Source organism: Rahnella sp. R3(2024), from assembly GCF_042920125.1.
In the GTDB taxonomy this organism is placed as follows: domain Bacteria; phylum Pseudomonadota; class Gammaproteobacteria; order Enterobacterales; family Enterobacteriaceae; genus Rahnella; species Rahnella rivi.
Genome location: NZ_JBHGBU010000001.1, coordinates 2,165,642 through 2,180,349, shown reverse-complemented (window position 1 = coordinate 2,180,349; position 14,708 = coordinate 2,165,642). Strand labels below are relative to the sequence as shown.

Here is a 14,708-nt window from a genome sequence, read left to right as displayed (position 1 = left end):
CTTTGTTGCAGCAACAGTAAGAAATTTTGGAATGTGGCGCGGAAATCTGGCAGGAAGGGCTGTTTTCTGTCGTGAAGTTGCGATGAAATACGACTGGACGCTGCACCGGATGCGGCGAGCGTGTATACTGTGCGGGAGATCACTCTTCGCATACTTCCTATCAACCCATTCAGTTGAAACGTCATCATCATGGTTCAAGGCACGCTATATATCATCTCCGCTCCCAGTGGAGCAGGTAAATCAAGTCTGATTCAGGCTTTACTTAAAACGCAACCGCTCTACGACACGCAGGTTTCTATTTCACACACCACCCGTTCAGAACGTCCGGGCGAGAAACATGGCGAGCACTATTTCTTTGTCTCTAAAGAAGAATTTCTTGAGATGATTGAAAGTGATGACTTTTTAGAGCATGCCGAAGTTTTTGGTAATTACTACGGAACTTCACGTGTCACCATTGAGCAAGTGCTGGCCTCTGGCGTGGATGTTTTTCTGGATATCGACTGGCAAGGTGCGCAGCAAATCCGTGCGAAAATGCCGCAGGCTCGCAGCATTTTCGTGTTGCCGCCGTCGAAGGATGAACTTGACCGCCGCCTGCGTGGCCGTGGTCAGGACAGTGAAGAAGTGATCGCAAAACGTATGGCGCAAGCGGTGGCAGAAATGACACACTTTGCTGAATACGATTATTTAATCGTGAATGACGATTTTGATCTGGCGCTGTCGGATTTAAAAACCATTATTCGCGCCGAACGTCTTCGTCTGAGCCGTCAAAAACTCCGTCATGACGGATTAATCACCAAACTATTGGCAGACTGAAGTCACTTTCAGTATTATGCCCAGTCTTTCGTCCCCCTGTGGAGTAGCACATATATGGCACGCGTAACTGTTCAAGACGCTGTAGAGAAAATTGGTAACCGTTTTGACCTGGTGTTGGTGGCTGCTCGTCGCGCACGCCAGCTGCAATCTGGTGGTAAAGATCCACTGGTCGCTGAAGAAAACGACAAGGTCACCGTTATCGCTCTGCGCGAAATCGAAGAAGGCCTGATCACGAATAAGATCCTTGATGTTCGCGATCGTCAGGAACAGCAAGAGCAGGAAGCCGCAGAGATTCAGGCAGTCACTGCCATCGCTGAAGGTCGTCGTTAATTAACGAAACGGATCTCACTTGTATATCTTTGAAAGCCTGAATCAACTGATTCAAAAATACCTGCCGGAGGAGCAAATTAAGCGCCTCGTGCAGGCTTACCTCGTGGCGCGGGACGCGCATGAGGGGCAGACACGTTCCAGCGGTGAGCCTTATATTACTCACCCGGTCGCCGTGGCATGTATTTTGGCTGAAATGAGGCTCGATCATGAGACTCTGATGGCGGCGTTATTACACGACGTTATCGAAGACACGCCTGCAACCTACCAGGATATGGAACAACTGTTTGGCAAAAGCGTTGCTGAACTGGTTGAAGGCGTTTCAAAGTTAGACAAGCTGAAATTCCGCGATAAGAAAGAAGCACAGGCGGAAAACTTCCGCAAAATGGTCATGGCGATGGTGCAAGACATCCGCGTCATTTTGATCAAACTGGCTGACCGTACCCACAACATGCGCACACTGGGCTCTTTACGCCCGGACAAACGTCGCCGCATTGCCCGCGAAACGCTGGAAATCTACAGCCCGCTGGCACACCGTTTGGGTATCCATCATTTGAAAACCGAGCTCGAAGAGCTGGGCTTCGAAGCACTCTATCCGAACCGTTATCGCGTGATTAAAGAAGTGGTGAAAGCCGCGCGTGGTAACCGTAAAGAGATGATTCAGAAAATCCTCTCTGAGATAGAAGGCCGTTTGACCGAAGCCGGTATTCAGTGTCGTGTCAGCGGTCGCGAGAAGCACCTGTATTCGATCTACTGCAAAATGCACCTGAAGGAACAGCGTTTCCATTCCATTATGGATATCTACGCCTTCCGGGTGATCGTTAAAGAACTCGATACCTGCTATCGCGTGTTAGGCCAGGCACACAGTCTGTACAAACCGCGCCCAGGCCGGGTTAAAGATTACATCGCTATCCCCAAGGCCAACGGCTATCAATCTTTGCATACTTCTCTTATCGGCCCGCACGGCGTGCCGGTGGAAGTACAAATCCGTACCGAAGATATGGATCAGATGGCAGAAATGGGGGTTGCGGCTCACTGGGCTTATAAAGAGAACAGTGAAACCAGCACAACGGCACAAATTCGTGCCCAGCGCTGGTTACAGAGTTTGCTCGAACTGCAACAAAGTGCGGGCAACTCATTTGAATTTATCGAGAGCGTGAAATCGGATCTGTTCCCGGACGAGATTTACGTCTTTACGCCGGAAGGCCGCATCGTCGAGCTGCCTGCAGGTGCTACACCGGTCGACTTTGCTTACGCCGTGCATACCGATATCGGTCATGCCTGCGTGGGCGCGCGCGTTGACCGCCAGCCGTATCCGCTCTCACAGCCGCTCACCAGCGGCCAGACCATCGAAATCATCACCGCACCGGGTGCCCGACCGAATGCGGCCTGGCTGAACTTTGTTGTCAGCTCGCGGGCCCGCGCCAAAATTCGCCAGATGCTCAAGAACCTTAAGCGTGATGACTCTGTTTCGCTTGGTCGTCGTCTGCTGAATCATGCACTGGGTGCCGGTAAGAAACTGTCAGATATTCCGCCTGAAAACATCAAAAACGAGCTGGATCGTATGAAGCTCGCCGCTATGGATGATTTACTGGCTGAAATCGGTCTGGGCAACGCCATGAGTGTCGTGGTCGCCAAAAACCTGATGGGTGACCAGTCTTCAATGGCAACGTCAGGCACGCGCAATCTGCCTATCAAAGGTGCAGATGGCGTACTGATTACGTTCGCGAAATGCTGTCGTCCAATCCCAGGTGATCCGATTATTGCTCATATCAGTCCGGGCAAAGGTCTGGTTATTCACCATGAGTCCTGCCGTAATATCCGTGGTTATCAGAAAGAACCTGAGAAATTCATGGCTGTTGACTGGGATGATCATCAGGAAACCGATCAGGAATTTATCGCTGAAATCAAAGTCGATATGTTCAATCATCAGGGCGCACTGGCGAACCTGACCGCCGCGATTAACGCCGCGCAGTCAAACATTCAAAGCCTGAGCACTGAAGAAAAAGACGGCCGTGTCTACAGCGCCTTTATCCGCCTGACGACCCGCGATCGCGTTCATCTGGCGAATATCATGCGTAAAATTCGTATCATGCCGGACGTTATCAAAGTTACCCGCAACCGAAACTGATTGTTATGACTCCAGAACGTTATGCACGTATTCGTGAAATGCTGACGGCTCGCCAGCCAGACCTGACGGTCTGCATGGAACAGGTGCATAAACCGCATAACGTTTCGGCGGTCATTCGCACCGCAGATGCCGTCGGTGTTCATGAGATCCACGCCGTCTGGCCTACAACGCGAATGAAAACGCTGGTTTCTTCTGCGGCAGGCAGTAACAGCTGGGTTCAGGTCAAAACACACAAAACTATTCAGGATGCCGTCGCCAAAATGAAGGCGCAGGGCATGCAAATCTTAGCCACAAACCTGTCTGAAAAAGCCGTCGATTTCCGTGCAATTGATTACACCCGCCCGACCTGCATTCTGCTTGGCCAGGAAAAAACCGGTATCACGCCTGAAGCATTAGCTCTGGCAGACAGCGATATCATTATTCCGATGATCGGTATGGTGCAATCTCTGAACGTGTCTGTCGCCTCGGCGCTTATTCTGTACGAAGCCCAGCGCCAGCGTGAAAACGCAGGGCTTTACCGCCGCGAAACCAGCCTGCTCAGCGAGAAAGAACAACAGCGCTTGCTATTTGAAGGGGGTTATCCGGTTTTGTCGAATGTGGCGAAGCGAAAAAAACTTCCACGCCCTTTCATTGACGATCAGGGGCAAATTGTTGCCGATGATGAATGGTGGTCAGCGATGCAAATGACGGTCAAAAAAAGATGAAAGGCCGCCTGCTCGACGCCATCCCGCTCACGTCACTTTCTGGCGTCGGAGCCAGTCAGGCAGATAAACTCGCTAAGCTCGGCCTTGAAACTATTCAGGATTTACTGCTCCACCTTCCCCTGCGTTATGAAGATCGTACCCGCCTGTATGCCATAAACGATTTACTGCCCGGCCTGTTTGCCACCATTGAAGGCGAAGTATTGCGTAGCGATATCAGCTTTGGTCGCCGCAGAATGCTGACGTGTCAGATTAGCGACGGCACCGGCATGGTGACGTTACGCTTTTTCAACTTTAACGCTGCGATGAAAAACAGTCTGGCGACAGGCCGTCGGGTCACTGCGTATGGTGAAATCAAACGCGGCACGATCGGCGCAGAAATCATTCATCCGGAATACCGCATTCAGGGCGAGAACAGCGAAGTCGTTTTGCAGGAGTCGCTGACACCGGTTTATCCCACAACAGAAGGTATCCGTCAGGCGACGCTGCGTAAGCTGACCGATCAGGCGCTGGAATTGCTCGATACCGTGCCTATCGCCGAATTGTTGCCCGAAGAACTGAGCCGTTCGCTGATATCACTTCCTCAGGCGCTTCATTTGCTGCATCGCCCGCCGCCGGATATTCAGCTGGCTGATCTTGAGAAAGGCCATCATCCGGCACAGCGCCGACTGATTATGGAAGAATTACTGGCGCATAACCTCAGCATGCTGGCGGTTCGCGCGGGTACGCAAAGTTATAAAGCGATGCCGTTACATCACGACGATCGCCTGAAAAAACAGTTCCTCGCCTCACTGCCGTTCAGCCCAACCGGGGCGCAAGAACGTGTTGTGACGGAAATTGAGCAGGATCTGGCAAAGAGTTATCCGATGATGCGTCTGGTTCAGGGCGATGTGGGTTCTGGTAAAACGCTGGTGGCGGCTCTCGCGGCACTTTGCGCTATCGCTCAGGGCCAGCAGGTCGGATTAATGGCACCGACAGAATTGCTGGCTGAACAGCACGCCAATAACTTCCGCCAGTGGTTCGAACCGCTGGGGATTCAGGTAGGCTGGCTGGCGGGCAAGCAAAAGGGCAAAGCCCGACAGGCGCAGCAGGATGCGATTGCCAGCGGTCAGGTTTCAATGGTGGTCGGGACTCACGCCATCTTCCAGGAGCAGGTACTGTTTTCTTCCCTTTCGCTGGTGATCATTGATGAACAACACCGATTTGGGGTGCATCAGCGTCTGGCGCTGTGGGAAAAGGGATTACAGCAGGGCTTCCATCCGCATCAGCTGATCATGACGGCAACGCCTATCCCGCGAACGCTGGCGATGACGGCCTATGCGGATCTGGATACCTCCGTGATCGACGAACTGCCGCCAGGACGTACGCCGGTGACCACCGTCGCTATTCCTGACACCCGCCGCAGTGACATTATCAGCCGCGTCAAAAGTGCCTGCGAGCAGGAAAACCGACAGGCCTATTGGGTTTGTACGCTGATCGAAGAATCAGAAATGCTTGAAGCTCAGGCGGCAGAAGCGACCTGGGAAGGGCTGAAAGAAGCCCTTCCCGCGCTCAATATCGGGCTGGTGCATGGCCGAATGAAAGCGCAGGAAAAGCAGGCCGTCATGCAGGCCTTCAAAAAAGGCGAAGTGCAGCTTCTGGTGGCGACCACCGTCATTGAAGTCGGCGTAGACGTGCCGAATGCCAGCCTGATGATCATCGAAAACCCGGAACGACTGGGTCTGGCGCAGCTGCATCAGCTGCGCGGCCGCGTTGGCCGTGGCGCAGTCGCATCCCATTGTGTTCTGCTATACAAAACGCCGCTCAGCAAGACTGCACAGAAGCGTTTGCAGGTTCTGCGTGACAGCAACGACGGCTTTGTGATTGCGCAGCAAGATTTAGAAATCCGTGGTCCGGGAGAATTACTGGGCACGCGCCAGACGGGCAGCGCAGAGTTCAAAGTGGCCGATCTGCTGCGCGATCAGGCGATGATCCCGGATGTACAGCGCATCGCACGCTATCTCCAGCAGCAATTCCCCGACCATACTAAAGCACTGATTGAACGCTGGCTGCCGGAGCGCGTTCGTTACACCAACGCCTGACTTTCCCCTCAGAAAACATAATTAAAAATGATGTTTCCGAAGAATACATTCCTCCGGGTTTTGTTCAAAACGGCCTGCACTCTCTTTCTTCACGGGTTATTTGATGACCTTCACAGACTGGCGCAAAGTCGGTAACCGGTTTCATACCCCGCATCTACACTGATGATAATTAAGGCAACCCTGTGTGATTTCTTCATCATAAGGCCATTATCATTATGAGCATCAGTCAGTCACTCTTTCAGTTTATAGAACAAAAAATCAGTCCGTTCGCGGCCCGGTTATCTTCTCAGCGGCACGTTATGGCCGTGCGTGACGGCTTTATTTCAGCAATGCCGTTTATGATTGTCGGATCGTTTTTACTCGTTTTCGTGCATCCTCCTTTTTCGCCGGAATCATCATGGGGGTTCGCCCGCAGCTGGCTGGCGTTGTCAGCGAAATATGAAGTCCAGATACTCACGCCGTTCAATATGACCATGGGCATCATGTCGATCTACATCGCCGCCTCGATTGCTTACAATCTGGCGAGAAGCTACAAACTGGATCCGTTTATGACGGCCATGCTGTCGCTCATGTCTTTCCTGCTGGTGGCGGCGCCACAGGTCGATGAAAAGATGTCAACGGTAGCGCTGGGCGGCGTGGGGATTTTCACCGCGATACTGGTAGCTATTTACGTAACCGAACTGACGCGGTTGCTGAAAAAATACAATATCGGCATACGACTGCCCGAGCAGGTTCCCTCGAACATCAAGCATTCGTTTGATCTGTTAATCCCCATTATTGCCGTCGTGATTACGCTTTTCCCCATCAGCTTACTGGTGCAGTCCGGGTTTGATATGTTGCTGCCACAGGCGATTATGGCACTGTTCGAACCGCTGATTTCTGCCGCCGACTCCCTGCCTGCCGTACTTCTCGCGGTGCTGATTTGTCATTTGCTATGGTTTGCTGGAATCCACGGTTCTGCGATTGTTTCGGGCATGTTACAGGCTTTCTGGTTAACCAATCTCGGCCTCAATCAGACAGCTCTGGCCGCCGGATTGCCGATGACACATATTATGACCGAGGCATTCTGGAATTTTCTGATCGTCATTGGTGGCTCCGGCGCAACGATGGGGCTGGTGTTACTGTTCTGCCGCAGTAAATCAGCGCATTTGCGCACCATGGGGAAACTGAGCCTGGTTCCCAGCTGTTTCAACATTAATGAACCGGTGATCTTCGGCACGCCGATCGTCATGAATCCGGTATTTTTCATTCCTTTCCTTCTGGCGCCGATGATCAATGCCGTGGTCGCCTATCTGGCTGTTTCAACCAACCTTCTGCCGCACATGATGTCTCTGGTTCCCTGGACATCTCCGGCACCGATTGGTGCGGCGTGGGCGATGGGCTGGGATTTCAAAGTTTCAATTCTGGTCATCATGCTGATGGCGCTTTCCATGGTGATTTACTATCCATTCTTTAAAGTCTACGAGAAGCAGTTACTGACGCAGGAGAAAGCCGCGGAAGAGGAAAAAGTCTATACGGAGCAGGCAGACGCCCTGAATTAAGCCACGTTGAAAAGAGAAGATGGGCGCGGAAACAGTCGTTTCTGCGCCCTTATTTTTTTACAGAATCGCCGGGAAGACAGGCAACATCAGGAACAGCTTAATGACGATGGCATTGGCGATATCCAGGAAGAACGCCCCCACCATAGGGACAACCAGAAAAGCCAGGTGCGAAGGGCCAAACTGATTAGTGATTGCCTGCATATTGGCAATCGCCGTCGGCGTGGCGCCCAGGCCAAACCCACAATGCCCCGCCGCCAGAACGGCGGCATCATAGTTTTTGCCCATGACCCGGTAAGTGACAAAAATGGCGTAAAGCGCCATCGCAACAGTTTGCACCAGCAGAATTGCCATCATCGGTAACGCCAGCGACGCCATTTCCCACAGTTTCAGGCTCATCAGGGCCATCGCCAGGAACAACGACAAACTGACATTACCGAGCACCGACACTGCACGATCGAAGACGCGGTAAAAACCCAGCCACGCCAGAAGATTGCTGAGGATCACGCCGACAAACAGGACGCAAACAAAGGTCGGGATTTCAAAGGCGGATCCCTGCAGCAATAACGAAATGTGGCTGCCAGCGGTAAGGCAGATGGCAATCAGCGCGATAGTTTCCACCAGCACCAGGGGCGTGATCATGCGACCAATGGACGGTTTTTCAAATGCGCTGGGATCGGCCGCGTCATCCTGAGAACCGTTCGGTGTGGAAGAGTGACTGACCAGATAGCGGGCAACCGGCCCGCCAATAATACCGCCGAGCACCAATCCGAAGGTCGCGCAGGCCATTGCCACTTCGGTCGCGCTTTCGAAACCATAGCGTTCGACGAAAACCTTGCTCCAGGCAGCGCCGGTGCCATGCCCGCCGGAGAGCGTGATAGAACCGGCCAGCAACCCCATCAGCGGGTCCATACCCAGCATTTTTGCCATTCCTATGCCGATGACGTTCTGCAGCAACAGCAATCCGACGACAACAAATATCAGCAGCATCAGGCTCTTCCCCCCTGAACGCAGGCTGGCCAGATTGGCGTTAAGGCCGATGGTCGCGAAAAATGCCAGCATCAGGGGTTCTTTTAACGAGATATCAAATCCGATTTCCCAGCCCATGATCCGGTTGGCTAGCAGGAGCATCACGGCGACCAGTAAACCGCCCGCAACGGGTTCAGGAATGGTGTATTTCTTGAGAAGTTTGACCGACTGGACGCATTTGCGTCCTAAAAGGAGAACCAGCGTGGCAGCCACCAGCGTGCCGTAGGTATCGAGCTGAATCATTAAAGAACTCCATTTTGTATTAAATCCAATAAAATCATCTAATTATATGAATATCAGTAATTTCTTTTTTCCCAGAAACTGAATTAGAAGTCATAAAACCGGCATCAGGCAAGAAAAACAGCGCACATAAGCCAACTTAACTCAAATACATGGTTTTAAATTGCCATAAGCAAACGATTGCTTTTGTGGTCATTTTCAATAAAAATGCCCGCTTTGCCGCTTATTGGAATGCCACAACATGAGTACGCAAACCGCAGAACAAGAAACACAGCAACCTGAACTCTCCCGCCCGCCCAAAAGTGAACTGATTTACCGGCTCGAAGACCGGCCGCCACTCCCGCAGACACTTTTTGCCGCCTGCCAGCATTTGCTGGCGATGTTTGTTGCGGTCATTACTCCGGCATTATTGATTTGTCAGGCGCTGGGATTACCCGCGCAGGACACCCAGCACATCATCAGCATGTCGCTGTTTGCCTCTGGTCTGGCGTCCATTTTGCAGATTAAAACCTGGGGGCCGGTGGGTTCGGGCTTACTCTCGATTCAGGGAACAAGTTTTAACTTTGTGTCTCCGTTGATTATGGGTGGACTGGCGCTGAAAAATGGTGGCGCGGATGTGCCGACCATGATGGCCGCTCTGTTCGGTACGCTGATGCTGGCGTCCTGTACTGAGATCATTCTGTCCCGCTTCCTGCATCTGGCGCGCCGGGTGATCACCCCGCTGGTTTCCGGGATTGTGGTGATGATTATCGGTCTGTCGTTAATTCAGGTGGGGCTGACCTCGATTGGTGGCGGATACGCCGCAATGAGCGACCACACCTTTGGCGCACCGAAAAATCTGATGCTGGCTGCGGTTGTTCTGGTGGTCATTATTCTGCTGAACCGCCAGCGTAACCCGTACCTGCGGGTCGCTTCACTGGTCATCGCGATGGCGGTGGGCTATCTGGCGGCGTGGATGATGGGAATGCTGCCCACGGTTACGCCAGCGACGCAAACCAGCTGGATCACCTTCCCGACGCCGTTGTACTACGGACTGGGAATTGACTGGAATCTGCTGATCCCGCTGATGCTGATCTTTATGGTCACGTCGCTGGAAACCATCGGGGATATCACTGCCACATCTGATGTGTCAGAGCAGCCGGTCAGCGGACCGCTGTACATGAAACGTATTAAGGGCGGCGTACTGGCAAACGGTCTGAACTCGATGCTTTCGGCGGTATTTAATACGTTCCCGAATTCCTGTTTCGGACAAAACAATGGCGTAATTCAGCTGACCGGCGTTGCCAGCCGTTACGTAGGTTTTGTGGTGGCGCTGATGCTGATCGTACTGGGGCTTTTCCCTGCGGTCGCCGGATTCGTGCAACACATTCCAGAGCCGGTTCTGGGTGGCGCGACTATCGTGATGTTTGGCACCATTGCCGCTTCCGGGGTACGCATAGTGGCTCGTGAACGTCTGAACCGCCGCGCGATCATGATCATGGCGCTGTCTCTGGCCGTCGGCATGGGCGTTTCTCAGCAGCCGCTGATCCTGCAGTTTGCACCAGACTGGATTAAGACGCTGCTGTCCTCCGGGATTGCCGCAGGCGGGATTACGGCGATTGTTCTGAATCTGGTTTTCCCTCACGAAAAGTCATAACCGACATTAAGATGAATGTCACCGCGGCAGGGAGTCTGGAACCCCTGCCGCTTTTTATTGTCTCCAGTCTGCTAAGCTGTTGAGAAATTTCGCTGTTTACGGCATAAACAGAGAACCTTTATCCCTAATTCACGCTACAGGCCCCAGACGATGAAATTTATCGGTAAAATTTTGCTGACGTTCGTTCTGCTTCTGGTACTGGCGATTGTGCTGGTTTACGTCCTATTACAAACGCGCTGGGCCGCTGGCAGGGTCAGCAGCTGGGTCACGGATAACAGTGATTACCGGTTCGCCGTCGAAAAAATCGATCATGACTGGTCCACGCCAGGACGGATTACGCTAACCCATGTCATTTTCGGACAAAAAAATCAGCCTGAGACGCTCAGTGCTGGCGAAGTTGATCTGGATTTGAGCTGGCGTCAGATAACAGAACCGCGCTTTTTCGACCGAGTGGTTCTGGTTGATGGCCGCCTGAACGTCAGTCCTTCCGCCATGAATTTACCGTTGCAGGCGAACACGCTTCAGCTGAGTAAAATGGCGCTGACCGGTAACGCGGCGGGGCTGGAGATCCAGGGCCAGCAAATCAACGCCGGTATTTCACCGTGGCAACCGAAAGCACACCAGTTGCTGGGCGATAAAGCCGATTTCCAGCTGAGTGCCGCGACGCTGACCGTCAACGGGCTGCCAGCCGAACACGTCCTGATCCAGGGTAACCTGAACAATAAAAACCTGACACTCGCGAATTTCGGCGGCGACCTGGCGCGGGGCCAGCTTACGGGTAAGGCCAGCCAGGCGGCGGACGGCAGCTGGAATATCGAAAATCTGCGTCTGAGCAATGTACGTCTGCAAACCTCAAAATCACTTTCTGCATTTTTCGATGATTTCCAAACCCTTCCAAAAGTCACCATTCAGCGGATGGACCTGATCGACGCCCGTCTGCAAGGCACTGACTGGGCATTCAGCGATGTGGATCTTTCCGTTGAGGATGTGACGCTGGAAAAAGGCGACTGGCAAAGTGATGACGGTGAGATCACGCTGAACGCGACTGACATGATTAACGGCAATCTGCACATTCAGGATCCGATCATTAATCTCGACCTGTCGCCTCAGGGCATTTCGATCAAGCAGGCCACCGCGCGCTGGGAGCGCAGTTTACTGCGGACCACAGGTAACTGGCGGCGGGCGAATAAGCGGCTGCAACTCGATGAGTTTTCCATCGCCGGGCTGGAATACACGTTGCCGCAAAACTGGAAACAGCTCTGGCTTCAGCCGCTGCCGGATTCACTGGCGGAAATATCAGTGGGCCGGTTTATTGCCAACCGGAACCTGATTATCGATATCAATCCGCAGTTTCCTTTCCAGCTGACGTCGCTCGACGGCCTCGGCAATAATCTGCTGCTGGCGCGTAATCACCAGTGGGGGATGTGGGACGGAAAACTGAATCTGAACGCCAGCGAAGCCACGTTCAACCGAAATGATGTGCGCCGCCCTTCCATCATGCTGGAAGCCAACGACCATCAGGTGACTATTTCAGAGCTGAGTGCTTTCACCAAGGAAGGGCTGCTGGAAGCGACCGGGACAGTGGATCAGCAACCGCAGCGCCAGTTCTCAGTAAAAGTGACTGGCCGCGCCGTACCCGTTAATCAGTTGGAAAACTGGGGCTGGCCGCATCTGGCCCCCGACGGTAACGCGAATATGCAGCTCAACCTGCAAGGAAAAATGCCTGCCGGCGTGGATTATAAACCGACGCTGAACGGCACACTTCAGGTTAACGCCACCGGAGGTCAGGTCATCGATCAGAAGATGGTCAACGGGCTGGTGAATGGGTCTGCGACGCCATAGGGTATGGTTGCGGCACTGATAAGAAAAAGGCACCGCCATCGCGGTGCCTTTTTTGTGCCCGAAAACTCAGTTGATTTCCGGTTCCAGCGGTGCGCCGGGCGCGGCAGGAAGTACCAGATAAGTCCCTTCAAACACGGCACCTTCGGCTTCATCGCCGTACAAATTCACTTCGAGCTGCACGCGGGCTTTGCGTCCACGCGCCAGTCTGTCCAGATCGCCGCTGACGGAACCGAGATCGGCCACCGCACGCGGTCTGCCGGTCACCGGTGAACTGTAGCGGATGTGTGCATCCGCCAGCACGATGGTGCCGCCCAGATGACGTTCGCGCAACAGCAGCCAAATCAGCCCCCAGCCGGTCAGCGTGGCCAGCGAGAACAAACTGCCCGCAAATAACGTGTGGTGCGGGTTCTGATTACCGTTCTCTGGCATCGTCGTCACAAATCTCTGACCGGTGTACTGGCTGATGCGCACGCCCATTTTTTCACTGAGCGGGATGTGATCGTACCAGGCTTGTTGCAGTTGCCCGCACCAGTCGGGCCGATGGAGAATGTCATCCAGCGTTTCGACCGGTTTGATCATCAGGAAATGGCGCACCGGCGTGGTTTGCGGCGTGGTAATTTCGCCCTGATTCACAAACCCGAGCTTGGCAAAGAACTCGACCGCATCTTCACGGGCGCTACACACCACGCGTTTAACGCCTTCCTGACGCGCCACAGACTCCAGGGTCATCGCAACCAGCGTTCCCAGCCCTTTATCCTGCACTTCCGGGTCAACCGCCAGGAAGCGGATAGAGGCCTCGTTGTCGGCATTGATATATAAACGGCCTACTGCGACCGGTTCGCCCTGCTCATCAACGACCATCTGATGATGCGCGATGGAATCATACGCATCACGCTCTGAACCTTCGGGCTGATGCAACGGCTTGCGCAGCATTTCCCAGCGGAATCGGTAATAGGCGGCCAGCTCTTTTTCGGTCGTCGGTACTCTCAGATGATACATAGATGCTTTCTCTCCGGCGTTTATGCCTTTTTGATCAGACGTGTAGCCAGAAGGTCACCGGCCCGTCGTTCACCAGCGCCACTTTCATGTCCGCAGCAAAGCGCCCGGTTTCGGTCGCGATGCCTTTTTCACGGCACTGCCCGCAGAAATACTGATATAAGCGGTCGGCTTCCTGCGGCTCTGCGCCGCGAGAGAAACCGGGGCGCATACCCTTTGAGGTGTCTGCCGCCAGCGTAAACTGCGACACGACCAGCAAACTTCCGCCCGCCTGCTGAACGTTGAGATTCATTTTGTCGTTTTCGTCACCGAATATCCGGTACCCGATCACCCGTTCACAAAGGCGCCTGGCTTTTTGCTCATCATCGCCCTGTTCAACACCCAGCAAGACCAACAGTCCCGGCCCGATCTCGCCGCAGACCTCGCCATCAATCGTGACGCTGGCATTCAAAACCCGCTGAATTAACGCAATCATATAAATCCTTCAGACTGATTATTCTGCTGCTACATCTTGAGCAGACTGCAATTTTCTCAGGGAACGAAACTCGCCGAGCGTGACGGTAATTTCCGCGCCCAAAAGCACGATACACCAGCTGACATACACCCAAAGAAATAAAATCGGGATCACGGCCAGTACGCCATAAATCAGTTGATATGATGGGAAAAGCTGGATGTATAAGGCAAAGATTTTCTTACTCAATTCAAACAGCGCACCGGAAAAGAGCGCGCCAATCATCGCATCTTTGGCCGGAACCCGGACAGTGGGCACCACCTGATACAGCAGCCAGAAGGATATCCACGAGATCAGCAAGGGCAGAATGCGCAGGGCATGGTCGATCACCGAATGTACGCCACTGATGTTCAGCCAGTTCAGCGAGAGCAAATAGGAGCTGATAGCCACACTGGCAACCAGCAGGATCGGCCCGAGCGTCAGCACCATCCAGTAAACGGCAAAAGAGAACACGATCGGGCGCTTGGTTTTGCTGTCCCAGATTTTGTTCAGCACGCTGTCTACCGAGGCTATCAAAAGCAGCGCCGTGACGATTAAGCCACAGGTGCCTACGGCAGTCATTTTGCTGGAGTTCGCCACAAACTGTTCGAGATAGCGCTGAATGGTGTTGCCGGTCGCCGGCATAAAGTTGGAGAAAATAAAGGTCTTTAGCTGCGCACTGATATCCGAAAAGACCGGGAATAAGGCGAACAGTGAGAAGACCACCGCAATCAGTGGTACAAGCGAAAGTAAGGAAACATAGGCTAAATGGCCCGCCAGAAGCGTCAGGCCATCCTTATCTGAACGCCGCAGAAGCAGACGCGTAAATTTCCAGCATGATTTCAGGTAGTGGCTCAGCGCCCTTTTCTGCATTTGAGCATCCT

General features: G+C 53.3%; 12 protein-coding genes. 8 read left to right on the top strand and 4 right to left on the bottom strand.

Annotated features, from left to right (window positions below; all coding sequences use genetic code 11):
- The first annotated feature begins 189 nt into the window (after positions 1 to 189).
- From gmk to ABSH60_RS09855, 6 genes are all read left to right on the top strand, one after another.
- On the top strand, positions 190 to 813 hold the full coding sequence (gene gmk, locus ABSH60_RS09880) for a guanylate kinase (RefSeq protein WP_056777546.1): 624 nt from the start codon (positions 190 to 192) through the stop codon (positions 811 to 813).
- Positions 814 to 867: 54 nt separating this feature from the next.
- On the top strand, positions 868 to 1,143 hold the full coding sequence (gene rpoZ / locus ABSH60_RS09875) for a DNA-directed RNA polymerase subunit omega (protein WP_056777549.1): 276 nt from the start codon (positions 868 to 870) through the stop codon (positions 1,141 to 1,143).
- A gap of 19 nt (positions 1,144 to 1,162) precedes the next feature.
- Positions 1,163 to 3,271, top strand: coding sequence for a bifunctional GTP diphosphokinase/guanosine-3',5'-bis pyrophosphate 3'-pyrophosphohydrolase (spoT, locus tag ABSH60_RS09870; protein ID WP_056777553.1), 2,109 nt, complete (start codon positions 1,163 to 1,165; stop codon positions 3,269 to 3,271).
- Positions 3,272 to 3,276: 5 nt separating this feature from the next.
- A complete protein-coding gene (gene trmH, locus ABSH60_RS09865; protein ID WP_056777558.1) occupies positions 3,277 to 3,975 on the top strand; it encodes a tRNA (guanosine(18)-2'-O)-methyltransferase TrmH in 699 nt (232 codons plus the stop codon).
- Positions 3,972 to 6,053: an ATP-dependent DNA helicase RecG gene (gene recG / locus ABSH60_RS09860; protein ID WP_390973777.1), complete on the top strand. Its 2,082-nt coding sequence runs from the start codon at positions 3,972 to 3,974 to the stop codon at positions 6,051 to 6,053. The genes trmH and recG overlap by 4 nt, the downstream gene beginning before the upstream one ends.
- 215 nt (positions 6,054 to 6,268) lie before the next feature.
- The gene (locus ABSH60_RS09855) at positions 6,269 to 7,594 is read left to right on the top strand and encodes a PTS sugar transporter subunit IIC (protein WP_183850496.1); all 1,326 of its coding nucleotides are present in this window, start codon (positions 6,269 to 6,271) and stop codon (positions 7,592 to 7,594) included.
- Between the two features lie 57 nt (positions 7,595 to 7,651).
- Here ABSH60_RS09855 and gltS read toward each other — a convergent pair whose 3' ends face one another.
- On the bottom strand, positions 7,652 to 8,863 hold the full coding sequence (gltS, locus tag ABSH60_RS09850) for a sodium/glutamate symporter (protein ID WP_056777567.1): 1,212 nt from the start codon (positions 8,861 to 8,863) through the stop codon (positions 7,652 to 7,654).
- 238 nt (positions 8,864 to 9,101) lie between these two features.
- Here gltS and ABSH60_RS09845 point away from each other — a divergent pair, with 238 nt between their 5' ends.
- Positions 9,102 to 10,496: a solute carrier family 23 protein gene (locus ABSH60_RS09845; protein WP_390973775.1), complete on the top strand. Its 1,395-nt coding sequence runs from the start codon at positions 9,102 to 9,104 to the stop codon at positions 10,494 to 10,496.
- A gap of 150 nt (positions 10,497 to 10,646) precedes the next feature.
- On the top strand, positions 10,647 to 12,338 hold the full coding sequence (locus tag ABSH60_RS09840; RefSeq protein WP_390973773.1) for an AsmA family protein: 1,692 nt from the start codon (positions 10,647 to 10,649) through the stop codon (positions 12,336 to 12,338).
- A gap of 66 nt (positions 12,339 to 12,404) precedes the next feature.
- Here ABSH60_RS09840 and fabY read toward each other — a convergent pair whose 3' ends face one another.
- The 3 genes from fabY to ABSH60_RS09825 are packed head-to-tail and all read right to left on the bottom strand — an operon-like array spanning position 12,405 to position 14,697.
- Positions 12,405 to 13,337 (bottom strand): fatty acid biosynthesis protein FabY, encoded by a 933-nt coding sequence (gene fabY / locus ABSH60_RS09835; RefSeq protein WP_056777576.1) that lies wholly within the window; start codon positions 13,335 to 13,337, stop codon positions 12,405 to 12,407.
- Between the two features lie 34 nt (positions 13,338 to 13,371).
- A complete protein-coding gene (gene dtd, locus ABSH60_RS09830; RefSeq protein ID WP_056777579.1) occupies positions 13,372 to 13,809 on the bottom strand; it encodes a D-aminoacyl-tRNA deacylase in 438 nt (145 codons plus the stop codon).
- A gap of 18 nt (positions 13,810 to 13,827) precedes the next feature.
- The gene (locus ABSH60_RS09825; protein WP_056777582.1) at positions 13,828 to 14,697 is read right to left on the bottom strand and encodes a virulence factor BrkB family protein; all 870 of its coding nucleotides are present in this window, start codon (positions 14,695 to 14,697) and stop codon (positions 13,828 to 13,830) included.
- Between the last annotated feature and the right edge of the window lie 11 nt (positions 14,698 to 14,708).

What these genes read in the sequence shown, in the direction of transcription:
- gmk (WP_056777546.1), top strand. Translation starts at nt 190, where the DNA reads ATGGTTCAAGGCACGCTATATATCATCTCCGCTCCCAGTGGAGCAGGT.
- rpoZ (WP_056777549.1), top strand. Translation starts at nt 868, where the DNA reads ATGGCACGCGTAACTGTTCAAGACGCTGTAGAGAAAATTGGTAACCGT.
- trmH (WP_056777558.1), top strand. Translation starts at nt 3,277, where the DNA reads ATGACTCCAGAACGTTATGCACGTATTCGTGAAATGCTGACGGCTCGC.
- recG (WP_390973777.1), top strand. Translation starts at nt 3,972, where the DNA reads ATGAAAGGCCGCCTGCTCGACGCCATCCCGCTCACGTCACTTTCTGGC.
- ABSH60_RS09855 (WP_183850496.1), top strand. Translation starts at nt 6,269, where the DNA reads ATGAGCATCAGTCAGTCACTCTTTCAGTTTATAGAACAAAAAATCAGT.
- gltS (WP_056777567.1), bottom strand. Translation starts at nt 8,863, where the DNA reads ATGATTCAGCTCGATACCTACGGCACGCTGGTGGCTGCCACGCTGGTT.
- ABSH60_RS09845 (WP_390973775.1), top strand. Translation starts at nt 9,102, where the DNA reads ATGAGTACGCAAACCGCAGAACAAGAAACACAGCAACCTGAACTCTCC.
- ABSH60_RS09840 (WP_390973773.1), top strand. Translation starts at nt 10,647, where the DNA reads ATGAAATTTATCGGTAAAATTTTGCTGACGTTCGTTCTGCTTCTGGTA.
- fabY (WP_056777576.1), bottom strand. Translation starts at nt 13,337, where the DNA reads ATGTATCATCTGAGAGTACCGACGACCGAAAAAGAGCTGGCCGCCTAT.
- dtd (WP_056777579.1), bottom strand. Translation starts at nt 13,809, where the DNA reads ATGATTGCGTTAATTCAGCGGGTTTTGAATGCCAGCGTCACGATTGAT.
- ABSH60_RS09825 (WP_056777582.1), bottom strand. Translation starts at nt 14,697, where the DNA reads ATGCAGAAAAGGGCGCTGAGCCACTACCTGAAATCATGCTGGAAATTT.